Annotated in this window: 23 protein-coding genes; 7 read left to right on the top strand and 16 right to left on the bottom strand. The window is 67.1% G+C overall.

Annotated features, from left to right (window positions below; all coding sequences use genetic code 11):
• From FFS49_RS39770 to FFS49_RS39795, 6 genes are all read right to left on the bottom strand, one after another.
• Positions 1–338 (bottom strand): winged helix-turn-helix domain-containing protein (locus FFS49_RS39770; protein ID WP_137951063.1); only part of this gene is annotated, 338 nt, incomplete at its 3' end.
• Between the two features lie 392 nt (positions 339–730).
• The gene (locus tag FFS49_RS39775; RefSeq protein WP_039342460.1) at positions 731–985 is read right to left on the bottom strand and encodes a hypothetical protein; all 255 of its coding nucleotides are present in this window, start codon (positions 983–985) and stop codon (positions 731–733) included.
• Positions 986–1019: 34 nt separating this feature from the next.
• Positions 1020–1475: a DUF1269 domain-containing protein gene (locus FFS49_RS39780; protein ID WP_071336170.1), complete on the bottom strand. Its 456-nt coding sequence runs from the start codon at positions 1473–1475 to the stop codon at positions 1020–1022.
• 67 nt (positions 1476–1542) lie between these two features.
• Positions 1543–1740, bottom strand: a complete 198-nt coding sequence (locus tag FFS49_RS39785; protein WP_105818981.1) for a hypothetical protein — start codon at positions 1738–1740, stop codon at positions 1543–1545.
• A 54-nt stretch (positions 1741–1794) separates the two neighbouring features.
• The gene (locus FFS49_RS39790) at positions 1795–2244 is read right to left on the bottom strand and encodes a phosphate-starvation-inducible PsiE family protein (protein ID WP_105818982.1); all 450 of its coding nucleotides are present in this window, start codon (positions 2242–2244) and stop codon (positions 1795–1797) included.
• The gene (locus tag FFS49_RS39795; protein ID WP_039342449.1) at positions 2241–2621 is read right to left on the bottom strand and encodes a LysR family transcriptional regulator; all 381 of its coding nucleotides are present in this window, start codon (positions 2619–2621) and stop codon (positions 2241–2243) included. Before FFS49_RS39795 ends, FFS49_RS39790 begins: the two co-directional genes overlap by 4 nt.
• 365 nt (positions 2622–2986) lie before the next feature.
• On the opposite strand from FFS49_RS39795, the gene FFS49_RS39800 reads away from it, so the two are divergent.
• The 5 genes from FFS49_RS39800 (at position 2987) to FFS49_RS39820 (ending at position 11612) form a co-directional block, all read left to right on the top strand.
• Positions 2987–4048: a Dyp-type peroxidase gene (locus FFS49_RS39800; protein WP_047852729.1), complete on the top strand. Its 1062-nt coding sequence runs from the start codon at positions 2987–2989 to the stop codon at positions 4046–4048.
• 444 nt (positions 4049–4492) lie between these two features.
• On the top strand, positions 4493–5308 hold the full coding sequence (locus tag FFS49_RS39805) for a family 1 encapsulin nanocompartment shell protein (RefSeq protein ID WP_039342440.1): 816 nt from the start codon (positions 4493–4495) through the stop codon (positions 5306–5308).
• A 104-nt stretch (positions 5309–5412) separates the two neighbouring features.
• Complete coding sequence (locus FFS49_RS39810; RefSeq protein ID WP_071336174.1) at positions 5413–5682, top strand: hypothetical protein; 270 nt, start codon at positions 5413–5415, stop codon at positions 5680–5682.
• A 621-nt stretch (positions 5683–6303) separates the two neighbouring features.
• Positions 6304–9207, top strand: a complete 2904-nt coding sequence (locus FFS49_RS39815) for an AAA family ATPase (RefSeq protein WP_105818983.1) — start codon at positions 6304–6306, stop codon at positions 9205–9207.
• Between the two features lie 125 nt (positions 9208–9332).
• Positions 9333–11612: an FdhF/YdeP family oxidoreductase gene (locus FFS49_RS39820; protein ID WP_105818984.1), complete on the top strand. Its 2280-nt coding sequence runs from the start codon at positions 9333–9335 to the stop codon at positions 11610–11612.
• A 103-nt stretch (positions 11613–11715) separates the two neighbouring features.
• Here FFS49_RS39820 and FFS49_RS39825 read toward each other — a convergent pair whose 3' ends face one another.
• Together FFS49_RS39825 and FFS49_RS43040 are read right to left on the bottom strand one after the other, a co-directional pair.
• Complete coding sequence (locus FFS49_RS39825) at positions 11716–13137, bottom strand: cytosine permease (RefSeq protein ID WP_039342430.1); 1422 nt, start codon at positions 13135–13137, stop codon at positions 11716–11718.
• Between the two features lie 42 nt (positions 13138–13179).
• A complete protein-coding gene (locus FFS49_RS43040) occupies positions 13180–13302 on the bottom strand; it encodes a hypothetical protein (RefSeq protein WP_256218068.1) in 123 nt (40 codons plus the stop codon).
• 229 nt (positions 13303–13531) lie between these two features.
• On the opposite strand from FFS49_RS43040, the gene FFS49_RS39835 reads away from it, so the two are divergent.
• Entirely contained in the window at positions 13532–14455 is a 924-nt protein-coding gene (locus FFS49_RS39835) for a LysR substrate-binding domain-containing protein (RefSeq protein WP_039342428.1), read from the top strand.
• A 71-nt stretch (positions 14456–14526) separates the two neighbouring features.
• Here FFS49_RS39835 and argE read toward each other — a convergent pair whose 3' ends face one another.
• From argE to FFS49_RS39855, 4 genes are all read right to left on the bottom strand, one after another.
• Positions 14527–15690: an acetylornithine deacetylase gene (argE, locus tag FFS49_RS39840; RefSeq protein ID WP_071336178.1), complete on the bottom strand. Its 1164-nt coding sequence runs from the start codon at positions 15688–15690 to the stop codon at positions 14527–14529.
• A complete protein-coding gene (locus FFS49_RS39845) occupies positions 15683–16360 on the bottom strand; it encodes a DUF1028 domain-containing protein (protein WP_039342424.1) in 678 nt (225 codons plus the stop codon). The genes argE and FFS49_RS39845 overlap by 8 nt, the downstream gene beginning before the upstream one ends.
• Positions 16357–16806, bottom strand: a complete 450-nt coding sequence (locus tag FFS49_RS39850; RefSeq protein WP_071336180.1) for a RidA family protein — start codon at positions 16804–16806, stop codon at positions 16357–16359. The genes FFS49_RS39845 and FFS49_RS39850 overlap by 4 nt, the downstream gene beginning before the upstream one ends.
• A 75-nt stretch (positions 16807–16881) precedes the next feature.
• Positions 16882–18222 carry an NAD(P)/FAD-dependent oxidoreductase gene (locus FFS49_RS39855; protein ID WP_105818985.1) on the bottom strand — a complete coding sequence of 447 codons (1341 nt, stop codon included), beginning with the start codon at positions 18220–18222 and terminating at the stop codon, positions 16882–16884.
• A 311-nt stretch (positions 18223–18533) separates the two neighbouring features.
• Between FFS49_RS39855 and FFS49_RS39860 the strand changes: the two genes are divergently transcribed.
• On the top strand, positions 18534–18827 hold the full coding sequence (locus tag FFS49_RS39860) for a hypothetical protein (protein WP_105818995.1): 294 nt from the start codon (positions 18534–18536) through the stop codon (positions 18825–18827).
• A gap of 195 nt (positions 18828–19022) precedes the next feature.
• On the opposite strand, the gene FFS49_RS39865 is transcribed toward FFS49_RS39860, so the two are convergent.
• The 4 genes from FFS49_RS39865 to FFS49_RS39880 all read right to left on the bottom strand — a co-directional run bounded on the left by FFS49_RS39865 (position 19023) and on the right by FFS49_RS39880 (position 22521).
• Complete coding sequence (locus tag FFS49_RS39865) at positions 19023–19613, bottom strand: hypothetical protein (protein ID WP_137910425.1); 591 nt, start codon at positions 19611–19613, stop codon at positions 19023–19025.
• Positions 19614–19760: 147 nt separating this feature from the next.
• Positions 19761–20192, bottom strand: a complete 432-nt coding sequence (locus FFS49_RS39870; protein ID WP_137910424.1) for a hypothetical protein — start codon at positions 20190–20192, stop codon at positions 19761–19763.
• A gap of 87 nt (positions 20193–20279) precedes the next feature.
• The gene (locus tag FFS49_RS39875) at positions 20280–21908 is read right to left on the bottom strand and encodes a tyrosinase family protein (RefSeq protein WP_039342412.1); all 1629 of its coding nucleotides are present in this window, start codon (positions 21906–21908) and stop codon (positions 20280–20282) included.
• Between the two features lie 400 nt (positions 21909–22308).
• Positions 22309–22521 (bottom strand): hypothetical protein, encoded by a 213-nt coding sequence (locus tag FFS49_RS39880; protein WP_105818988.1) that lies wholly within the window; start codon positions 22519–22521, stop codon positions 22309–22311.
• Positions 22522–22694 lie beyond the last annotated feature (173 nt).

Below are 22694 nucleotides of genomic sequence, written 5' to 3' on the forward strand. Positions count from 1 at the left end.
AGCGGCACCGCGTCGTCGGTGCCGATCGAGCGCAGCGTCGACAGCACGAGCCGGCTCACGTCCACCGACGACGAGATCGCGATCGGCTTCGACGGCCGCAGCTCGCGTACCGGTGCATGGCCGTCGTCGCGCCGCAGGTTCACGAAATAGCCCGACTGCGGGCGGCTTTCGAGCAGCCCGCGGCTTTCCAGCAGCAGATACGCGTGCAGCACGGTCGTGATGCTGATCCGATGCTGCTGGCTCGCCTGCCGCACCGAAGGGACACGATCGCCGTGTCGATATACGCCCTGCCGGATGAGTCTCTCTATGTCGTTTGCAAATTTCTCGTAGAGCTTCATCCGCCTCGCCCCGCCAGCGGTGAACCGGCGTGCGATGCTCGGTCGGCATGGCCGCGCCGGTGCACGAAGCCGGATAGCCGTGCCCGGGCGCGGGCGTCCCGGTGCGAACCTCGTCCGTTATCGAAATTGAAGGCGGATAGCAATGCGAATCTCATCTAGACAAGGTTCGGCATCCTACTGCGTCATTTCGACGAATGTAAGTGACAGTTTGGCGAGGAAACGTGAAATCCGGCCGGCGTGGTGAACAGATTCGAACGCGACGGCAAACGGCCCCGCGCGATCGCGTGGCACGCATTCGGCGGGCGCGGTGTCGGCGCGCGTCGTCGCGGTTTGCCGATGGCCGTCAGGCGGCAATCACGCTAAGCCCGGCCATGCGCGGGCCCCGCGTGCACTCAAGCGTCGTCGACGTTGTCCGCGTAGTGATCGATCGCGACCTTGCACTCGTCGAACACCACCGTCAGCAATGCGATGTCGTTCGACTCGACCCACTTGCGGATCTGCAGGAATTGCCCGGTGCCGAGATCGGCGATGCGGGCCGGATCGTCGGTCGTCACATCGACGCTCGCGATCGCGCGGTTGCCGTGGCCGGGCAGCGGCGACAGCGTCGCCGCGATGTCGAAGCGCCGGTACGATTGTTCGATGCGCATACGGTGCTCCCTGTGCGGTTCGACAACGACACGCTCAATCGAGCGACTGGCGAAACACCTTGCCGCCGAATCCCGTCACGACGTTGTCGACCGAGAACGGCGTGTCTTCCTTCGCTTCCAGGATGATCGCGACGCTGCCGGGCACGAGCCGCGCCGCGACCGTCTCGACGAACGTGCCGTCGAGCAGCGCGTTGCCGGCCGCTTCCGCGAGAATGCCAGCCCCCGCACCGGCCGCCATGCCGGTGACCACGCCGAGCGGCCCGGCGAGCAGGCCGAGCAAGCCGCCCGCGATCGCGCCGATCACACCGCCCTTGAACGGCCGCGATTCGGCGTGGAGGACCGCAAGCTTGCCGGTCGCGTCCTTCTCGACGACGACGCCGTTCTCGACGTGGAATCCTTCGTCCTTCTCCGACAGCGCCTCGAAATCGTTCGCGGCCCGGCGGGCCGTGTCGACGTTGCCGAACACGGCGACGATCAGTTGCTTGGTCATGCGCTACCTCGCTCGGTTGGATGGTCGGTGGCGGCGCCGCACCGAATGCGGCACGCCGGGGTTCGTTTCAGATGCCGATGGCCGCCTCGCGTGCACGCGCCGCATCGGCATGGGCGTATGCAGCCTCCCGCTGCAAGCCGGCAACGGACGGCGCGCGTGCGAGCGCCGGATCGGCATCGCGCGTGTCGCGCGCCAGCCGGTAGGCGTCCGACGCCGCGCGCTGCAGCTCGACCGCCCGTTTCGTTTCGACGGAATACGTACTCATCGGGCACCCTCCTTGCAGGGACATCGGCCATGCATGCGGCTTGCCGTCCGCGTTTCACCTGCTCGCCTGCGCATCGTCCTCGACATCGGCGACGTCGGCCGGGAAGCGGTGCTGGCCGAAACTCAGGATCAGCACGCCGACGGCGAGCAGCACGATCCCGACGGTCGTCATCAGCATCCGCTCGGGGCTGTCGGTTGCCCCGCGCAGTATCAGGTCGCGTGCGAGCGACGTCATCGCAATGAACAGCGGAAACCGCACGGGCAAGCGGCCAAGCCGCAGGTAGCGCACGTCCATCGCGAGCACTTCCAGATACAGAAACATGAGCAACAGGTCGGTCAGCGACACCTCGCCCGCGAGCACGACCTTCCACGCTTCCTGCGCCATCGCGAACGCGGTCGCGAGCCCGATCACGATCAGGCCGGCCAGTTCGGCCGCGTGCAGGAAATGGCCGAAGCGGCGGCGTATGCGCTCGGCGGGCGAGCAGGGAATGGTGGTCGTATTCAAGGTGACAGTCGCTGTGTTGAGGCGTGAGCGGCGCCGGGCGGCGGCGGGAAAGTCGCATCGCGCGCGGCGGCATGCACGGTATCGTGCGCGTCGGGCCTGTCCGGCATGCCGGGCATGTGCGCGCCGGCCGCACCGACCGCCTGCTCGACCGCGGACAGCGTCCGCCGGCAGCACACGTGGAACGCGTCGCCCGCATCGGTGCAGGCGACGTCGTCGTGGTCGCGGCACAGCAGCAGGCGGCAGCCGAGATACCGTTCGAGGCCGTCGATCCGTTCGCTCACCTGCGCTTCGTCGAGTTGCAACTCGGACGCCGCACCGGACAGGCCGCCATGCTCGACCACCGCGACATACACACGCATCGCTTCCAGCAGGTTCATGATGACGCTCCTCGTGGCGGGCGCAGCGGAACCTAATCTACTGCACGCGGCACGCACGCTCAAGAGCACAGCGCCGCATGCGCCAGGAGTACAGCTGCGCGGGCGCCGGGCAAAATCCGGCCCTGTTTGACGCATTCGCATGACAGTTTGGCAATTCGTGTTCCAAAGACCGGCCGAAGCTGCTAGATTGCTTGCTCGACGAGGTGACGCGGTGCGGGCAGGTCACGCGCCCCGTGCGGCCGCCGCCGCTGCGGCCCGTTGCGCGATGCTCGCGCAGCGTCCTTCATCCGCATGACACAAAGAGAACCGTCGCATGACACAGTTCAACCGTTCGCCTGCGCGCGCCACGGCACTTCCGTCCCGACATGACTGACCGGCAGCCCACGATGCAGACACCTCCCCCGCTCTCCCAGAACGTTCACAGCACGACCACGCGCAGCGCGATCTTCCTCGTGGCGACGATCAATCCCGGCGCCGATCACGCCGACACGATCCGCTCATGGTGCGGCGACATCGCCGCGCTCGTGCGCTCGGTCGGCAAGCGCGTGCCGGGCGGCAACCTCACCTGCGTATGCGGCTTCGGCGCCGACGCATGGGATGCGCTGTTCGGCAACCCGCGCCCCGCCGCGCTGCATCCGTTCCGTGAATTCGGCGCGGGGCAGCGCGTCGCGGTCGCGACGCCGGGCGACATCCTGCTGCACATTCGCGCGGAAGCGATGGACCTGTGCTTCGAACTCGCGACGCAGTTGCTCGGCGCGCTCGGCGATGCCGTCACGGTCGTCGACGAGGTGCACGGCTTCCGCAATTTCGACCAGCGCGCGATGATCGGCTTCGTCGACGGCACCGAGAACCCGGAAGGCCGCGAGGCGGTCGACTTCACGGTGATCGGCGACGAAGACGCGGAATTCACGGGCGGCAGCTACGTGATCGTGCAGAAGTACCTGCACGACATGGCCGGCTGGAACGCGCTCGCGGTCGAGACGCAGGAGCGCATCATCGGCCGCACCAAATTGTCCGACATCGAGCTTGCGCCGGACGTGAAGCCGTCGTGTTCGCACAGCTCGCTGACCACGCTCGACGAGGGCGGCCAGGAAGTGAAGATCCTGCGCGACAACATGCCGTTCGGGCGCCCGGGCGCGGGCGAATTCGGCACCTACTTCATCGGCTATGCACGCTCGCCGGCGCCGATCGAGCAGATGCTCGAGAACATGTTCGTGGGCCGCCCGCCCGGCAATTACGACCGCCTGCTCGACTACAGCCGCGCGGTTACCGGTTCGCTGTTCTTCGTGCCGTCCGCCGACCTGCTCGAGGCGCTCGCCGATCGCCCGGCGCCGGCCGCCGATGCCGCGGCGCCGGAACCGGCGTCATCCGCGCCGCATCGCGACGGTTCGCTGAAAATCGGCTCGCTGAAAGGCGTGCCGTCGTAACGCCCATCGCCAAAGTCCGGCGCGCCCACCGCGTGCCGGGCGAGACGCGGGGGCGTGCCATGAATGCCCCTCACTCGTCGTGAAGCTTCAATAGGCTGCGTCTATGATGCATCCGGGCACGGTCCGTGCAACCGAACGCCGCCGAGCCCCGGCGTCCGGGAACCCTGCCGGATGAATGTTCGCAAGAATGCACGACACGCGATGGGCCGTCGGCCGCCGACAGGTTCGGCGCGCCCATTCGGCCCATACGCTCCCTCGCCCCACACGCGAATTGCAGAACAGTTGCGCCGCCGCAGGGTGTCGTCCGGATTTGTGCTGCAGCGGTGTCAATAGAGCCTGCTAATATTGATTTTCGTCCGCGATCGGCCCGCCGGGCTCAGCGCAGTCCGTCAGCCGATCGGCCCACCATGAAGTGTTTCCGCTGACGTGAGGCAACCCAAACCCATGAATAACCTGCACCGCGAACTCGCCCCGATCTCGTCCTCCGCCTGGGAGCAAATCGAGGAGGAAGTGGCACGCACGTTCAAACGATCGGTGGCCGGCCGCCGCGTCGTCGATGTCGACGGCCCCGAGGGGCCCGAGCTGTCGGCCGTCGGCACCGGGCACCTCGTCGACGTCGCCGCCCCGCGCGAGCTGGTGAATGCGCGGCTGCGCGAAGTCCGCACGATCGTCGAGCTGACGGTGCCGTTCGAGTTGAGCCGCGATGCGATCGACAGCGTCGAGCGCGGCGCGCGCGACGCCGACTGGCAACCGGCGAAGGACGCCGCGCAGCGGCTCGCGTTCGCCGAGGACGGCGCGATTTTCGACGGCTACCCGGCCGCCGGCATCGTCGGTATCCGCGAAGGCACGTCGAACCGCAAGCTCACGCTGCCGGCCGACGTCAGCGCATATCCCGACGCGATCAGCGACGCGCTCGAAGCGCTGCGGCTTGCCGGCGTCGACGGCCCGTACTCGGTCGTGCTCGGCTCGGATGCATACACGGCGCTCAGCGAAGCGCGCGACCAGGGCTATCCGGTCCTCGGCCACATCAAGCGGATCGTCAGCGGCGAGATCATCTGGGCGCCGGCGATCAGCGGCGGCTGCGTGCTGTCCACGCGCGGCGGCGATTACGAGCTGCACCTCGGGGAAGACGTATCGATCGGCTACACGAGTCATACCGACAAGGTCGTCCGCCTGTACCTGCGCGAAACGTTCACGTTCCTGATGCTGACGAGCGAAGCATCGGTGGCCGTGGCGCCGCAGGGCAACACGGCAGCCTGACCGCGGTTGCCTGCGCGCGATGCCGGCCCGGCGTCGCGCGCGAGCGGCCGCACCGCCGGCCGCATGTTCGTCGCCGATCAAACCCATCTTGCATGGAGTGTGTGATGAGCGAGTCGAATGAGGCATTGCAGGCGCTGCAGGCGTCGGTCGATCACCTGAAGCAGGCGGTCGATGCGAACGCGAGCAGCCACGCCGGCGACACCGCCGTGCTGTTCACCGTCTTGTCGCTGGTCCTGGCGGAGTTGCCGCCCGACACGCGCAACCTGATCGAGGATTCGTTCTCCGTCTGGGCCAATGGCCTGCCGGATGCGGCACTGTCAACGGACGTGAAGCGGATCGCCCGGCAGCGGCTTGCGATGACGCTCCCGGACTGACCGCGGCACGCCACGGTTGCGCCGCGTCCGGCCCGGACCGTGCAACCCGCCCTCGCCTTCGGCCACCCCACACGCATCGTCCGCGGTGCGTGCGTGGTCGACCCTGGCCGCTCGCGGCGCGCGAGCCCTGCGGCGCTGCCGTCGCGCCTCCCCACCCGCGGTGCCTGTCACCTCCCGGCAACGGGCGACCTGCGCGCCGATGTCGCACCGCGATCCGTTCGCGTTCCACCCGCTTCCGCTTCCTGCCATCACACGCTGCGTACGCCGCGCACGCCCGTGCCGCCGTGCGCGCACCCGTCTGTACTCCTTGCCGCCCGTGCGCGCGCGCATGCGAGGGTGCAATTCAGGGCCGGGCCGGCGCGGAACTGTGCCTTGGATAGCCTGCGCCGATTCGCTATTTTGAACGCAGTCGAAGCGATGCCGTGGGCTCCTCCCGGCACGCACGCTTGCCGCCCTGACCGCGACCGTGCACGACGCCGACGCGCGCTGCATGACAGCACCGGTGCCGCCCGCGGGCCGCCGTGCCGCGCGTCATGCGTTCGTGGTCGGCATGCGCCAAGCGCCGCACCGCATCGGGACTTCACCCTTCGACCCACTTTCACCGACAGGAGCCAGACCACCATGCCCGCACTTTGCGATATCTGCCACGCGCGGCCGGCCGTCGCGCGCGCAACCGTGATGCAGGACGGCGAGCGCAAGACAATCTCGATCTGCGATTACCACTTCCGTCAGCTGATGCGGCATCAGAGCATGCTGAACCCGTTCGATTCGCTGCTGGGTGGTGGCGGCTCGTCGTCGCTGTTCGGCGGGCTCGACGACGAATCGCCGCTCGCGGCCGAGATTCCGCGCGAATCGGTCTTCGGCGGGCTCGACGACGAATCGCCGCTCGCGGCCGAGATTCCGCGCGAATCGGTCGACCCGACCGACGCGTTCAGCGAGCAGACGCTGGAACTGCTGCAGCGCGCGGCCGAGAAGGCGCACGAGCTGCGCCGCAGCGAGCTCGATTCCGAACACCTGCTGTACGCGCTCGCGGACACCGACGTGTGCGCCGCGCTGCTGAAGGAACTGAAGCTGTCGCCGCAGGACATCCGGTCGTACATCGACGAGCATGCGCACACCGGCACGGCCGCCGCCGATGCGCCGCTCGACAAGCTGTCGATCTCGCCGCGCGTGAAGAAGGCCGTGCAGTACGCGTTCCAGGCGTCGCGCGATCTCGGCCACTCGTACATCGGCCCCGAGCACCTGCTGATCGGGCTCGCATCGGTGCCGGACAGCGTCGCCGGCACGCTGCTGAAGAAATACGGCGTGACGCCCGAGGCGCTGCGCCAGAAAGTCGTGAAGGTGGTCGGCAAAGGCGCCGAGGACGGCCGCGTCGATGCGCCGACCGGCACGCCGAACCTCGACAAGTTCGGCCGCGACCTCACCGCGATCGCGCGCCAGGGCAAGCTCGACCCGGTGCTCGGCCGCGCGCAGGAAATCGAGAGCACGATCGAGGTGCTCGCGCGCCGCAAGAAGAACAATCCGGTGCTGATCGGCGAGCCGGGCGTCGGCAAGACGGCAATCGTCGAAGGGCTCGCGCAGCGGATCGTCAACGGCGACGTGCCCGAAGTGCTGCGCGACAAGCGGCTCGTCGAAGTCAACATCAACTCGATGGTGGCCGGCGCGAAGTATCGCGGCGAATTCGAGGAACGCGCGAAGCAGCTGATCGACGAAGTCACGGCGAAGCAGGACGAACTGATCCTGTTCATCGACGAGCTGCACACGATCGTCGGCGCGGGCCAGGGCGGCGGCGAAGGCGGCCTCGACATCGCGAACGTGCTGAAGCCCGCGCTTGCGCGCGGCGAGCTGAGCCTGATCGGCGCGACGACGCTCAACGAATACCAGAAGTACATCGAGAAGGACGCCGCGCTCGAACGGCGCTTCCAGCCCGTGTTCGTGCCGGAGCCGAGCGTCGAGCAGACGATCGTGATCCTGCGCGGGCTGCGCGACAGCCTCGAGGCGCACCACCAGGTGACGTTCGCCGACGATGCGTTCGTCGCGGCCGCCGAGTTCGCCGATCGCTACATCACGTCGCGCTTCCTCCCCGACAAGGCGATCGACCTGATCGACCAGGCCGCCGCGCGCGTGCGGATCGGCGCGACCTCGCGCCCGGTCGACATTCAGGAAGGCGAAGCGCAGATCGCGCAACTGAAGCGCGAGCAGGACTACGCGACGTCGCGCAAGCGCTTCGACGAGGCGAAGCAGTTCGAGGAGCAGATCAACGCGAAGCAGAAATCCGTCGACGAGAAGATGGAGGCGTGGCAGCGCAAGACGGGCTCCGAGACGCTCGAGGTCACCGTCGAATCGGTGGCCGAGGTCGTGTCGCGGCTCACCGGCATCCCCGTGTCCGAACTCACGCACGAAGAACGCCAGAAGCTGTTGAAGATGGAAGAGCAACTGCGCGAGCGCGTGGTCGGCCAGAGCGACGCGGTGGTGGCCGTCAGCGATGCCGTGCGGCTGTCGCGCGCGGGGCTCGGCCAGACGCACCGGCCGATCGCGACGTTCCTGTTCCTCGGGCCGACGGGCGTCGGCAAGACCGAGCTCGCGAAGGCGCTCGCCGAAACCGTGTTCGGCGACGAACAGGCGATCATCCGCATCGACATGTCCGAGTACATGGAGCGGCACGCGGTCGCGCGGCTGATCGGCGCGCCGCCCGGCTACGTCGGCTACGACGAAGGCGGCCAGCTCACCGAACGCGTGCGGCGCCGCCCGTACAGCGTGATCCTGCTCGACGAGATCGAGAAGGCGCATCCGGACGTCTACAACGTGCTGCTGCAGGTGTTCGACGACGGGCGTCTCACCGACGGCAAGGGCCGCGTGGTCGACTTCAGCAACACGATCATCATCGCGACGAGCAACCTCGGCGCGGCGATCATCATGGACAACCTCACGCAACCGGAAGCCGCGCGCAAGACCGACAAGGCGATCCGCGAGGAGCTGATGCAGGTGCTGAAGGGCCATTTCCGCCCCGAGTTCTTGAACCGGATCGACGAGGTGATCGTCTTCCACGCGCTGTCGAAGGAGAACATCCGCGCGATCGTGCAGATCCAGCTCGACCGCGTGGTGCGTACGGCCGCCGCGCAGGACATCACGCTGGTGATGGGCGACGCGCTCGTCGAGCACCTGACCGAAGCCGGCTACCAGCCGGAGTTCGGCGCGCGCGAGCTGAAACGCCAGATCCGCCAGACCATCGAGACGCGGCTCGCGAAGGAGATCCTCGCCGACCGATTGAAGTCGGGCGACAAGTGCGAGGTCGACTACGACAAGGCCAGCGACGAGGTGAAGTTCACCAGGCTCGCCGCGCCTGAAGCGAAGGAAGCGAAAGACGCAAAGGACGCCGACGGCAAGGCCAAGCCGAACGGCAAGGCGGCCAAGGCAGCGGCAGACGCGAAGGCGGACGACACGCCTGCCGACGCCCCGCCGCCCGCTCCTGCCGCGAAAGCGTCCGGCAAGAAGTCGTCCGGCGCGAAGAAGGACGCGCACTGAAACCCGGCATGCCCCGCACGCACGGGGCACGCATGACCGGCTCCGTCCACCGGACGGAGCCGCCCCACGCCGCGACACGGCGCAAACCGAGCCGCCCACATCGGGCAAGGCTGATGGAGATTCACATGACAAATCGACGCGAAGTGCCAGGCATCAGGAAATACGACGGGCCCGCCGGCGGTTGGGGCGCGCTTCGCGCGACAGCCGATGCGGTGCGCACGCAAATGGAAACCATCGAGGCGCCGATCGTGCTGATGCGGACCAACCAGCCCGACGGCTTCGACTGCCCCGGCTGCGCGTGGCCCGACAAGGAACACAAGTCGACGTTCCAGTTCTGCGAGAACGGCGCGAAGGCCGTCACATGGGAAGCGACGACCAAGCGCGTGACGCCCGAGTTCTTCGCGGCGAACACCGTGTCGTCGCTGCTGCGCATGTCGGACTACGAGCTGGAGAACATGGGCCGGCTCACGCATCCGCTCGTCTACGATCGCGCGACCGACACGTTCCGCGCGATCGAATGGGACGACGCGTTCGCGCGCATCGGCGAAGTGCTGCGCGCGCTGCCGCCCGACCAGGTCGAGTTCTACACGTCGGGCCGCGCGTCGAACGAAGCCGCGTACCTGTACCAGCTGTTCGCGCGCGAGCTCGGCACCAACAACTTCCCCGACTGCTCGAACATGTGCCACGAGCCGACCAGCGTCGGCCTGCCGCAATCGATCGGCATCGGCAAGGGCACCGTGTCGCTGGAGGACTTCGACCACTGCGAGCTGATCATCTCGATCGGCCACAACCCCGGCACGAACCACCCGCGGATGATGGGCACGCTGCACGAGTGCGCGCGCCGCAACGTGCCGATCATCGTGTTCAACCCGCTGCGCGAACGCGCGCTCGAACGCTTCGCCGATCCGCAGGACATGATCGAGATGGCGTCGTTCGGCTCGACGCGGATCGCATCGACGTACTACCAGGTCGACGCGGGCGGCGACGCGGCCGCGCTGAAGGGCATCATGAAGGCGCTGCTGCAGCTCGAAGCCGAGCGCGGCAACGTGCTCGACCGCGACTTCATCGCGCAGCACACCAACGGCTTCGACGCGTTCTCGGCCGACCTCGAAGCCACGTCGTGGGACGACATCGAGCGCGCGAGCGGGCTCAGCCAGGCGCAGCTCGAACAGGTCGCGCTCGCGTATGCGAAGTCGAACGCGACGATCGTCACGTACGGGATGGGCGTCACGCAGCACAACAAGGGCACGGCAACCGTGCGCCTGATCGCCGACCTGCTGCTGATGCGCGGCAACATCGGCAAGCCCGGCGCCGGCGTGTGCCCGCTGCGCGGCCACTCGAACGTGCAGGGCAACCGCACGGTCGGCATCACCGAGAAGCCGTCGCCCGAGTTCCTGAAGAAGATCGAGGACGTGTGCGGCTTCACGCCGCCCGCCCATCACGGGCATGACGCCGTGCAGGCGATGCAGGCGATGATCGACGGCACCGCGAAGGCGCTGCTGTGCCTCGGCGGCAATTTCGCGGTCGCGCTGCCCGATCCGGAACAGTCGTTCCCGGCGATGGCGAAGCTCGACCTGAGCGTGCATCTCGGCACCAAGCTGAACCGCTCGCACCTGCTGGTCGCGAAGGAAACCTTCGTGCTGCCGGTGCTCGGCCGCACCGAGCTCGACATGCAGGCCACCGGCCGGCAGTCGATCACCGTCGAGGATTCGATGTCGATGGTTCATGCGTCGGCCGGCAAGCTCAAGCCGGCGTCCGACCAGTTGCGCTCGGAGCCGGCGATCGTCGCGGGCATCGCGCATGCGACGCTGCCGACCAGCAAGGTCGCGTGGCTCGACCTGATCGACGACTACGACCGCATCCGCGACCTGATCGACCGCACGGTGTCCGGCTTCGAGGCGTTCAACGAGCGCATCCGCACGCCGGGCGGCTTCCGCCTGCCGCTGCCGCCCACCGAGCGCGTATGGCCGACGCCCACCGGCAAGGCGATGTTCTCGGTCTACAAGGGCGTGAAGGAAGATGCCGACGTGCTCGGCGCCGAGCAGGTGCTGCGGCTGATCACGCTGCGCAGCCACGACCAGTACAACACGACGATCTACGGGCTCGACGACCGCTATCGCGGCGTGTTCGGCCGGCGCGACGTGCTGTTCATGAACCCTGCCGATCTCGCCAAGTACGGGCTCGAACACGGCGACCTCGTCGACATCGAGACGGTCACCGCATCGGGCCGCACGCTGCGCCTCGAGAAGATCACCGCGATCGAGTACGACATCGCGCCGGGGTCGGTCGGCGCGTACTACCCGGAAGCGAACGTGCTCGTGCCGCTCGACTACATCGACAAGGAAAGCGGCACGCCGTCGTACAAGTCGGTGCCGGTGCGCGTCGCGCGCTCGGCGGTGGTCTGATTCACGGGCGGGCTCGCGGCGCACAACAACCGCGAGCCCGTCCGGCTTCCTCCACGGGCCACCGTCTCGCCACCGACGCGGCGGCCCGCCCCCTTCCCCGTGTTTACCGCGCCGCCGTCGGCGGCATCGTCGCGCCCGTCTGCCGGCGCCGGTACGCGCTATCGCGCGACGCGAGCCAGTAGTACAGCGGCGACGTCAGCGCGAGCCCCACGAGCCATGACAGGTCCGCGCCGCCGAGGTGCGCGGGAATCGGGCCCGCGTACATCGGCGTGTTCATGAACGGAATCTGCACGAGGATGCCGATCGCATACGCGAGCAGCGCCTGCGGGTTGAAGCGGCCGTAGATCCCGCCATCGACCATGAAGATCGACTTGATGTCGTACTTGCCCTTGTGGATCACGTAGAAGTCGATCAGGTTGATCGCCGTCCACGGCACCAGCACGACGAGCAGCGCGAGCACGAGATCCACGAGGTTGCCGACGAAGTTCGTCGACGCGCCGATCGCCGCGTAGCAGCACGCGACGAAGATCACGACCGACACCACCGCGCGCGTCTTCGCGGTCGGAATCCACTTGTAGGCGAACGTCTGCACCGACGTGATCACCGCGAGCACCGCGCCGTACAGGTTCAGCGCGTTGTGACTGATCACGCTCAGCAGGAACAGCACGAGCATCAGCGGGCCGAGCGGGCCCGTCGCCTGCTTGACGGCGTCCATCGCGTCTGCGCCGGCCGGCACCGCGAGCACCGCGACCGCGCCGAAGATGAACGCGAGTGTCGAGCCGATCGTGCAGCCGAGATAGGTCGCCCAGAACGTCGACGCCACACCGACGTCTTCCGGCAGATAGCGCGAATAGTCCGACACGTACGGCGCGAACGCGATCTGCCACAACGCCGACAGCGACACCGTCGCGAGCCATCCGGCGAAGTTGAAGCCGCCGCGCGTCAGGAAATCGTCGGTCGTCACGTGCGTGAGGATCATCCAGAAGCCGACCAGGATGCCGATGCCGAGCACCCACGTGCCGATCCGGTTCAGGATGTGGATGAACCGGTAGCCGACGATGCCGATCAGCCCCGAGCCCACCGCGCCGATCACGATGCCGACGGGCACCGGCACCGACGATGCGATGCCGTGCACCGACTTGCCGGCGAGCACGATGTTCGACGCGAAGAAGCCGACGTACATCACGGCCGCGATCACGGTCACGAGCAGCGCGCCCCACGAGCCGAACTGCGCGCGGCTCTGGATCATCTGCGGGATGCCCATCTGCGGCCCCTGCGCCGAATGCAGCGCCATCAGCACGCCGCCGACCGCCTGGCCGACGACGATCGCGACGATGCCCCACATCAGGTTCAGGTGGAAGAGCTGCACGCCGAGCGCGCCGGTCACGATCGGCAGCGGCGCGATGTTGCCGCCGAACCAGAGCGTGAACAGGTCGCGCACCTTGCCGTGGCGCTCCGCGGGCGGCACGTAGCCGATCGTGTGCTTCTCTATCATCGGGGACGCGTTGCGGTCCACGTTCGTCATGGTGATGTCTCCTTTCCTGCGCGGCGATGCGCGCTTGCCGTGTCAGCCGGCGCGTGTTGGGGGCGCGCCGGCAATCGGGTCCGGATGCGCGAGCGACGACGCGCCGCGTGCACGCGCGGCGATGTCGAACGAAGCGGACGACGCGCATGCGGGAACGGAAAACATGCACCGTTGCCGCGTGTGCAACCGCTTCGCGATCGTCGTGATCCAGGTTGGAGACGATGGTGCGCCACGACCCTCGCGACCGGAAAATACTAAAAATATTTCCGGGACATACGAAAAAGCTCTGCAGCGGCAATTTCGGCACCGGGAGGCTTTCAGGTAAGGTGCTACGCACAACCATGGACAGAGTGCGCCCGCGGCGACACGCCGGGGCCGTGCATCAGAGGTGCTTGTGGCTCACTACACTTTGCGGCAACTGAAATACTTCGTGACGACGGTGGAATCCGGCAGCGTGGCCGAGGCGTCGCGCCAGCTCTTCATCGCGCAGCCGTCGATCTCCAGCGCGATCAAGGGTCTGGAGGAAAGCTTCGGCGTGAAGCTGTTCATCCGCCATCACGCGCAGGGCGTGTCGCTCACGCCGAGCGGCACGCGCTTCTACCGGAAAGCGCAGGAACTGCTGCGCATCGCGCACGAATTCGAACAGAACGCGCTGGCCGACAACGACGTGATCACCGGGCAGATCGACATCGGCTGCTTCGAGACGGTCGCGCCGCTCTATCTGCCGCAACTGATCGCGGGCTTTCGCGAGCGCTACCCGGGCGTGAACATCCGGCTGCGCGACGGCGACCAGCAGGAACTCGTGCAGGGCCTCACGTCCGGCACGTTCGATCTCGCGCTCATGTACGACCACGATCTCGACGGCACGATCGAGACCGAGCCGCTGATGCCGCCGCAGCAGCCGTACGTGCTGCTGCCGGAGCACCACCGGTTCGCGGGCCAGACGCACGTGTCGCTGCGCGACCTCTGCGTCGAGCCGATGATCCTGCTCGACGTGCAGCCGAGCCGCACGTATTTCGTCAGCCTCTTTCACGAACTCGGGCTCACGCCGAACATCGTGTTCGGGTCGCCGTCGATCGAGATGGTGCGCGGGATGGTCGGCCAGGGGTTCGGCTTCTCGCTGCTCGTCACGCGCCCGCATTCCGAATACACGTACGACGGCCAGCGCGTCGTGACGATCGGCCTCAGCGAAACGGTGAGCCCGTCGGGGCTCGTGAGCGCGCGGCTGAAACGCGGGCAACTCACGAAGCAGGCGCAGTCGTTCGTCGATTTCTGCCGCGAGCGACTCGCGCAGATCGTCGCGGAAACGGCGCGCTAAGGAATCGGACGGAACGCGAACACGCACGCGCCGCGGGATGCGGTGCGTGCGTGTCGATCGGGCGTGCCGCGTCAGGCGGCCGCGCAGAGATGGGCGGCCAGCCGCCCGAGCATCGCGTCGCAGCCGTGGAGCTGGTCGAGCGTGACGAATTCGTCGGGCTTGTGCCCCTGGTCCATGCTGCCGGGCCCGCACACCACGGTCGGAATGCCGGCCTGCCCGAACAGCCCGCCCTCGGTGCCGAACGCCACCGTGCCGAAGGCATCGGAGCCGCTCAGCATCGCGAGCAGGCGCGCGGCCTCGCTGTCGGGCGCGGTCGCAAGCCCCGGATACGCGCCCAGCGGCTGCAACCGAATGTCGGTATCGGGCTGCACCGCGCGCATCCTCGGCAGCAGTTCGGATTCCGCATAGTCCTGCAGCGTCCTCGGCACGTCGTGCGCATCGAAATCCGGCAGCGCCCGTACCTCGAAATCGAACTCGCATTCGGCCGGCACGATGTTCAGCGCTCGGCCGCCCTTGATCAGGCCGGTCTGCACGGTCGAGAACGGCGGATCGAATCGTTCGTCGTGCCGTTCGGGCCGCGCGAGCGCCGCACCGATCTCGCCGAGCCGGCCGATCAGCTTCGCCGCATAGTCGATCGCGTTGACGCCCGACGGCGCGTACGCCGAGTGGCACGCGGCGCCCTTCACATGGCAGCGCATCGCGAGCTTGCCTTTGTGACCGAGCACCGGCTTCAGTTCGGTCGGCTCGCCGATCAGGCACAGGCGCGGCCGGTGCGCGCGCGCGGCCAGTGCATCGAGCATCGGCCGCACGCCGAGGCAGCCGACTTCCTCGTCGTACGAGAACGCGAGATGCACCGGCACGCTCAGCGGCCGGGCAACGAACGCCGGCACGGCCGCGAGCACCGATGCGATGAAGCCTTTCATGTCGGCCGTGCCGCGCCCGTACAAGCGGCCGTCGCGCTCGGTCAGCCGGAACGGTTCGACCGTCCACGCCTGCCCGTCGACCGGCACCACGTCGGTATGGCCGGACAGCGCGATGCCGCCGCGATCGCGCGGCCCGATCGTCGCGTACAGGCTCGCCTTCGTGCGTTCCGCGTTGTAGAACAGTTCGCTCTCGACGCCGAAACCGGCGAGATAGTCGCGGATGAAACCGATCATCTCGAGGTTCGAATCGCGGCTGACCGTCGCGAAACCGATCAGCCGTTCCAGCAGTGCGCGGCTCGACGTGTCATTCATCGCCCGGCACTCCGTAGCTCGGCGCGGCGGTGGGGTTCAGCGCGCGCGTCTGGTAGTCCTGCATCTGCGGCCGATATGCGTGCCACAGCGCATCGAGCTGCCCGATCGGGTCGGCCTCGGCCCAGTCGACGCGCAGGTCGACGATCGGCCAGGTCACGTCGCCGGCCACTTTCAGCGCGGCCGAATGCACCGGCCCCGCTTCGCCGCCGGCCGCCATCGCCGCATGCATCGCGGCCAGCAGCCGATCGGCGAGCAGGCCGGGCGCCTGTTCGAACGCACGCGCCATCGCATCGATCACGGCCGGTGCGGCCAGCAGGTTGCCCGCCGCCACGCATTGCTCGCCCTGCACCGCGTGATGCGTGCCGAGCGCTTCCTTGCCGGTGAAGCACGCCGTCTGCCCCTGCCCGTCGATCACCGTGACCTGCCGGTACTGGCTCCAGCCGTTCGCGCTCAGCGCGCGGTCGAGCGCCGCGGCGGGCGCGAGCTGCCCGTGTTCGATCAGGTCGAGGATCTGGGGCCCAAGCGCCGGCAGCGTGATGTTCTGAGTCGCGACGGCGCCGACGCCCGCGCGCACCCACGGGCAGCGCGCACCCACCGCGATGCTCGACGAGCTGATCGCGATCCCGAGCTGGCCCGTCTCCGGGCAACGCCCGACGATGGAGAAAGTCATGTCGCCTCCGGTGCGCGGTTCGGCTGCCAGTTGTCCGGGATCACGGCGATCACGTCGATTTCCATCAGCCATTGCGGCTGGCCGAGCGCCGACACGACGAGCCCCGTCGAGATCGGATACACGCCCTTCAGCCACTTGCCGACTTCCTGGTAGACGGGCTCGCGATAGCGCGGATCGATCAGGTAGGTCGTCGTCTTCACGATGTGCGTGAGGTCGCTGCCGGCTTCCTCCAGCAGCTGCTTGACGTTCTTCATCGCCTGCTCGGCCTGCGCGCGCGCGTCGCCGAGGCCGACCAGCCTGCCGTCGAAATCGGTGCCGACCTGGCCGCGCACGTAGACGGTGTTGCCGGCCCGCACGGCCTGGCACAGGTCGTTGTCGAGCGTCTGGTTCGGGTAGGTATCCTTCGTGTTGAACATGCGGATACGGGTATGGGTGGGTTGGCTCATCGGAATCCTTCAGTCGTCAGGGGGCACGCCGCCGCACCGGAAGCGGACGCGGTGCTGCAGGCGGCATGGGTTCGGTCAGTTCACCGCGTCGGCGAGCGGCTGCGTATCGGCGTGCGGCGCGGCGCCGTCCTGCTCCGCGTGCGCGGTCGAGCGGCGCCGCGATGCGTCGTGGTACTCGAGGTAGGTACGCTGGATCGCGATGTGATCGGCGATGTGCCGCGCGTCGTGCCACACGCCCCAGATGAAGCTGGAGCCGCGCCGCGACAGCCACGGCAGCCCGAGGAAATAGATGCCCGGCTCCTTCGACACGCCGCGCTGGTGCTGCGGCTTGCCGTTGTCGGCGAACGCGTCGACCTTCAGCCAGCCGTAGTCGACCGCGTAGCCGGTCGCCCAGATGATCGACGCGACGCCGGCGCCGGCCAGGTCGAGCGCGAGGATCGGATGCGCGACGCAATCGGGGTTCGGCAGGATGCGGCGGGCTTCCGGCTCTTCCGGCAGGTCGAGGCCGTTGCGCGCCGCATAGGCGTCGGCCGCGTCGAGCAGCGACAGGTAGTTTTCGTCGCCGCGTGCGAGATTGATCGCCAGATCGCGTTCGAACACGACCACGCCGCCGTCGAACGACTTCGTCAGCCCGACGAGCGTCACGCCCTGGTTCGCGAGCTTGCGGAAATCCACCGTATGGCCGCCGCGCGCGCCGCTCACCGCGATCGTCACGTGTTCGCGGCCGGGCGTCGCGACTTCCTTGTCCCATTCGCCGAGCACGCCGAGCCACCAGCAGAAATCGCGGCCGCGATACGCCCGCGGCGGCCGATCGTGCGGGCCGACCGACAGGTACACCTGGCGGCCCGCGCGCTGCAGCTCGTCGGCGATCTGCACGCCCGACGACCCCGCGCCGACCACCAGCACCGCCCCTTCCGGAAGCTGCGCCGGGTTGCGATAGTCGGCGGAATGAATCTGCACGAGGCGCGCGTCGTCCGGTGCGATCGGCGGAATCACCGGGCGCTGGAACGGCCCGGTCGCGACGACCACGCGGTTCGCCTCGATCGTGCCGTCGGACGTCTCGACGATGAAACCCGGCTTGCCGGCATTGCGCACGACCTGCTTCACCTCGACGCCGGTGCGGATCGGCGCGTTGAACTTGCGCGCATACGCTTCGAAGTAGTCGGCGACCTGGTCTTTCGATGCGAACGCGTCCGGATCGAGCCCGTCGAATTCGAGGCCCGGGAAGCGGTCGTGCCACGCGGGGCCGTTCGCGACCAGCGAATCCCAGCGGCCCGTGCGCCAGCGCTCGGCGATGCGGCTGCGCTCCAGCACGAGATGCGGTACGCCAAGCTTGCCCAGGTGCTCGCTCATGGCCACGCCGGCCTGTCCGGCGCCGACGACGAGCGTATCGATTGAGGTTGTTTCGACTGCCACGGGTGTCTCCTTCTGAAGTGCGGCTCGCTGCGAGGCTCGTTTGCTCGTGTCATCGCGCGAGTGGGAATGGAGACATTCTGCTGACAGCCAGGCGTGGGCGAAATGATGTTTTTTGTGGTTGTTGACGAGAAAAAAGCTGGGGGATCAGTGAAGCCTCGAGACGGAGACATCATGCGTTCCGGCACCGGGTCGGCACCGGCTGCGACGTGACGCGGCGGCAGGGACGAAATGGCGAGCGACGCATCTGCCGCGCCATACGGGAACGAATCATGCGCGCGAGTCGTGGTCGGCATTCAATGGAGGACGGCTCGATGAAACCCCTGACAATTGCAACGCGTCGAATTCTGGCGACCCTCGTGGCAGGCGGCGCGCTCGCCGCGACAAGTACGGCCTTCGCGCAAGGCTACGGTTCACCGCAACCGAGATACGAAGAGCGAGAGCCCGCCGCAGGGGCCGGTGTATCGGTCGAGATCGGCATGCACGGCGACCGCTACTGGGACGGCCATCGCTACTGGGAACGCGACGAGTGGAGGCATCGTCATCCGCGCGATCGTGATCCGTGGCGTGAGCACGAGCACGAGCACGAGCACGAGCATCGTGAATAGTGACGAGCGCCGCCTGGAGTACGTGCAACGTCCGTGTGACGCGGGTTAAAACTCGGCTGCCGCTGTCAAAGCGCGCCGGCAGCCGAGCGCAAACCGCGTCATCACACTTTTCCAGAGCAGCTTGAACGCGGCCTCGTCTGACAACGGATGGCCGCGCCTCTTCAATATGGCCGTTCTTATTTCGCAATCGACCATTCAACGCCCCCCTGCGCGTGCCGCCCGATCGCTCAATGCGTAGAACGCCAGCATGCTGGCGAGCATCGACACTGCCACGCCGCTCGTATCCCAACGCAGCCCGGCAGCGAACGCCGATGCCCTGATCGCGGTCATGCCGAGCGCCATGACGAGCTGCATCCCCGCGAATTCGAGCGCGACCCGCACCGGCACCACAACGAGCATGCTTGCCGCGCCGCGTCGGCGACGGTCCTTGCGGTCGGCCTCGCGCAAGATCAGCAGCGCCAGCATGGCCAGCATCGACATCGGGAACCATTGGAGATGCAGCACGAGTGTGTTCCACATGGCGCGGGCATCGAGCGTTCCGCCGCAGATGTCGAGAATGGCATCGACGGGGGACCGCATCGCATCGAGCGTCAATCCCGCGCCGATGGCCCCCGTGCACAGGAGCATTGCCCTGCGCGCGCACCCGCCGGACAGGCCGCCTTGCATCGAATAGCCGGCGATGCCGCAAACCATTGCGCCGATGCCGTTCCATATCCAGCTGGAAGGAGCACCGTGCAGCCGGGTCGGCAAGTCGCAAGCCAGGTAGCCGAGGAGTGCGAATGCCATCGCGCCGCATATCCGTTCGGATAGCGAAATAACAGCCGTTCGCGCAGGCCCGATCCCAACGCCTGCGCGAATCGCGTCCGTCACCGTCACCGTCGCCGGACGCCTGGCCGGGTCGGCCGGCGGTGAAGTCGGCGCAGTCATGGCCGCTCAGGCGGGATCTCGCATGACCGCATACCACGAGCACACCACCCCGGCCGGCGCGACGCCGCCGCTGCCGCTCGCATGCGGCACCGTACGGACGATCGAACCCGTCAGCGCCGGGCGTTGATCGACGCCGTTGGGCCAGGGCGCGCTCACGTACCCGACGTAGTCGTATACCCATTCCTCGCCGCTGACCACGCCGCGCCCCTGGAATCGCACCGTGCCCGGATTCCCGTAGGTGATCCAGCCGTTGAGCTGCAGCTCCCATCCCGGACCGAAAATGCGCCCCTTGAAAATACCCGCCGGCGCCTGCGCGATTTCGATCGTGCCGAGGCCGAATTCAAGGTCGTTGAATGCGGTGGCCGGGTCGGGATCGTTCAGGAAACTGCGATAGGTCCACAGCCCCACCAGGCTGCCGGTTTCGGGTGTGTAGCTCATGCCCGCGTCTCCCCGTCATGTCCACGTTGTCGAAGTACCGAGGTGAACCGGCGCCGGGCGACGGCGCCGGTTCGTCACGCGCCGCCGCTACCGGACCTCGAGGCGGAACAGTTTCCGTACGGGTTGCGGCGCTGCGCCGACGACGGCTTGCGAATCGGGCGGTGACGCGGGTGGCGTCTGCAGGCGCACGCCGTCGCGCGTATGGATTTCGACGTCGTACTGCGCATCCTGCACCGCGCTTTCGGCGAAGTGATTCAGCGGGAAGAACGCCTTCACTTCGAGGTGCGTCTGGCAGTTCGCGCAGGACTGCACGCTCCAGCGGCTCAGCACGGCCTCCGTGCCGAGCAGTTGCCGTTCGCCGTCCACGTTGACGTACGCGGACACGAGGAACGACCCGGCGATCGGCGCACGATTCAGCCCCGACACGCGCACGACCTTGCGGCTGTTGCCGGCCGGCACGGTCGGTGCCGCAAGCGACAACTTCGGCAGGTTTTCCAGCGAACCGGGGCCGTACGTGTAGCCGAGCTGTTCCTCGATGTTGATGCAGTCGAGCGACGTGTAGGCGCGCTCCTTGCCGTTCTCGCTCTTCTTGAACGGATCGAGCGGCGTTTCGAGCGTGAGCCACGAGTTGGGCACGACGCCCGGCGTCGGCCCCTGCGCATCGACGGAGTTGGTGCCCGGATACTCGGCGATGACGTCGAGGTGCTGCGTGTAACCATGCCGCTTCTGCCACAGCCAGAACACGCGATCGATGAAGCAGTGGTGGAAATAGAAGATCGGGTCGAGGCCCGCCGTGTCGTTTTCGCCCATGTCGCCGTTGGCGCCCGGAATCGGCGCGAAATCGCCCTTGTTCGGTCCGTGCGGCACGTCGAATCCGCCGACGGCAAGGTGAATATCGTTGTGCGGCGACTCGAGCGGCACCACGGGGATCGCGCCGTCCGGAAGATTCTCGTTCCACTGGGCCGCGGACGACGTGTTCGAAAACACCGTGTAGTTCGGCGCGTCCAGGCACTGCTCGAACTTGCTCTTCACGTTGGTCGGCACCACGTCGCCCTTCACGACGATGTACGACGTGAGCCAGTCCACGATGTTGCGGTTCAGTATGACGACGTTCTCCTTGGCGTCCTGGAACCTGGCGTTGTGCTTCTCGGTGGCGGCCTTGTCCTTGTCGGTCCCCACGAGCCCCGACAACGGGTAGCGAACCGTGACGTAAGGCAGCGGCTTGCTGTAGTTCGGATTGTCGCCGTTGATGTTGTCGGTGATCGCCCGGTTGAACGTGAAGGAGGCCAGCGGGTTCGGAATTTTTTCGCCGTCGAGCTCGAAATCCGGAGCGGTCAGCGCCCACGGAATGCCTTTCGTCAGCGACTCCTCGCTGGTTTCGTCCCAGAACGGCAGCATCACCTGCTCGCAACCGGGGATGCTCTGCAGCGCCTGTTCCAGCCGCAGCAGGTAAGCCCGGTGCCAGGTGGGGAACAGCACGTTGCCGTGGTTGCAGTAGCCGCCCCAGTAAGACGCCGAACCCCAGCCGGCGCCGCGGAACGGCTCGCCGTGGAAGCCGCCGATCATGAAAAACGAGTTCGGATCGTCGGGCGGCAATGCCTTGATGCCTTTCCACGCGCGCATCACGTCTTCCAGCGGCTTTTTGTTGCCTTTCAGATATTCGGCTTGCAACGATTCGATCGACGGACGAACTCTGACTCCAGGTGCGTTATTCATGATGTGTCCAGTCCCCTTCGTGGGTAGCGTTACGGTTGGGCCGCCAGGTTTTGAACGTAAGCAGGTAATTCATAAATCAGTCAAACTCACGTTCAATTGAATGCGCTTTATTAAAATGGCACGTGGTATTTTGAAAGCATTAATCGGCGGGCCATAGGCGGGCCCGCGTGGTCGCCTGATCGCCTCCGTGGGGGCGCGGACACGCGCAACAGGCGCAGCACGCCCTCTGGAAAGGGGGCTGCGCTTTCAGATCGTAGGGATGCCGTGGTGAATCGATGCCGATTCGCCAGGCACGAATGCCTGGCAAAGTAGCCGAGATACCCCGTAGCGTTTTATCGTGATTTGGTATGTGTAAATAAAGCAGATGGCGCGGGTTTTAGCAAGGATAAGGCAGCCTGAATTATTGAAAACAAGACGAGCGCGGAAGCGGCAATTGATCCGTTTTATTTTCATTAATAATCTCGTGCATTTGCGACGAGATCGTAAAAACCAGACGCAGGATAAGCACATGTGCGCAGCGGAGTTTACTGATGCGATCGGCCGGCGCGACGGGCCGCCCCAGTCGCTTCTCCGCGAACTGCCGTAGCAGCGGGTCGAGTGCTTCGTGGCTCATGGCTTACCTCCCCTCGATGTCCGGCCGCGGCGCCGGTGCGTGCGGTCGGGGGCGGCCCCCGACAATTCTTGACTGTGCCCGCGCCCACGATTTGGTAGGATGCACGTCGCCTCGGAATCGACGGCAGCCGGACATTCAACCGTCCCTTTTTTTGATGGCGCGCGGCCGGACAT

This window comes from Burkholderia sp. 4NA327C6 (assembly GCF_005502655.1).
GTDB lineage: Bacteria > Pseudomonadota > Gammaproteobacteria > Burkholderiales > Burkholderiaceae > Burkholderia > Burkholderia contaminans.

Coding starts and splice junctions, on each gene's coding strand:
- FFS49_RS39775 (WP_039342460.1), bottom strand. CDS start 985: ATGCGCATCGAACAATCGTACCGGCGCTTCGACATCGCGGCGACGCTG.
- FFS49_RS39780 (WP_071336170.1), bottom strand. CDS start 1,475: ATGACCAAGCAACTGATCGTCGCCGTGTTCGGCAACGTCGACACGGCC.
- FFS49_RS39785 (WP_105818981.1), bottom strand. CDS start 1,740: ATGAGTACGTATTCCGTCGAAACGAAACGGGCGGTCGAGCTGCAGCGC.
- FFS49_RS39795 (WP_039342449.1), bottom strand. CDS start 2,621: ATGAACCTGCTGGAAGCGATGCGTGTGTATGTCGCGGTGGTCGAGCAT.
- FFS49_RS39800 (WP_047852729.1), top strand. CDS start 2,987: ATGACTGACCGGCAGCCCACGATGCAGACACCTCCCCCGCTCTCCCAG.
- FFS49_RS39805 (WP_039342440.1), top strand. CDS start 4,493: ATGAATAACCTGCACCGCGAACTCGCCCCGATCTCGTCCTCCGCCTGG.
- FFS49_RS39810 (WP_071336174.1), top strand. CDS start 5,413: ATGAGCGAGTCGAATGAGGCATTGCAGGCGCTGCAGGCGTCGGTCGAT.
- FFS49_RS39815 (WP_105818983.1), top strand. CDS start 6,304: ATGCCCGCACTTTGCGATATCTGCCACGCGCGGCCGGCCGTCGCGCGC.
- FFS49_RS39820 (WP_105818984.1), top strand. CDS start 9,333: ATGACAAATCGACGCGAAGTGCCAGGCATCAGGAAATACGACGGGCCC.
- FFS49_RS39825 (WP_039342430.1), bottom strand. CDS start 13,137: ATGACGAACGTGGACCGCAACGCGTCCCCGATGATAGAGAAGCACACG.
- FFS49_RS43040 (WP_256218068.1), bottom strand. CDS start 13,302: ATGTTTTCCGTTCCCGCATGCGCGTCGTCCGCTTCGTTCGACATCGCC.
- argE (WP_071336178.1), bottom strand. CDS start 15,690: ATGAATGACACGTCGAGCCGCGCACTGCTGGAACGGCTGATCGGTTTC.
- FFS49_RS39845 (WP_039342424.1), bottom strand. CDS start 16,360: ATGACTTTCTCCATCGTCGGGCGTTGCCCGGAGACGGGCCAGCTCGGG.
- FFS49_RS39850 (WP_071336180.1), bottom strand. CDS start 16,806: ATGAGCCAACCCACCCATACCCGTATCCGCATGTTCAACACGAAGGAT.
- FFS49_RS39860 (WP_105818995.1), top strand. CDS start 18,534: ATGAAACCCCTGACAATTGCAACGCGTCGAATTCTGGCGACCCTCGTG.
- FFS49_RS39865 (WP_137910425.1), bottom strand. CDS start 19,613: ATGGCATTCGCACTCCTCGGCTACCTGGCTTGCGACTTGCCGACCCGG.
- FFS49_RS39870 (WP_137910424.1), bottom strand. CDS start 20,192: ATGAGCTACACACCCGAAACCGGCAGCCTGGTGGGGCTGTGGACCTAT.
- FFS49_RS39875 (WP_039342412.1), bottom strand. CDS start 21,908: ATGAATAACGCACCTGGAGTCAGAGTTCGTCCGTCGATCGAATCGTTG.
- FFS49_RS39880 (WP_105818988.1), bottom strand. CDS start 22,521: ATGAGCCACGAAGCACTCGACCCGCTGCTACGGCAGTTCGCGGAGAAG.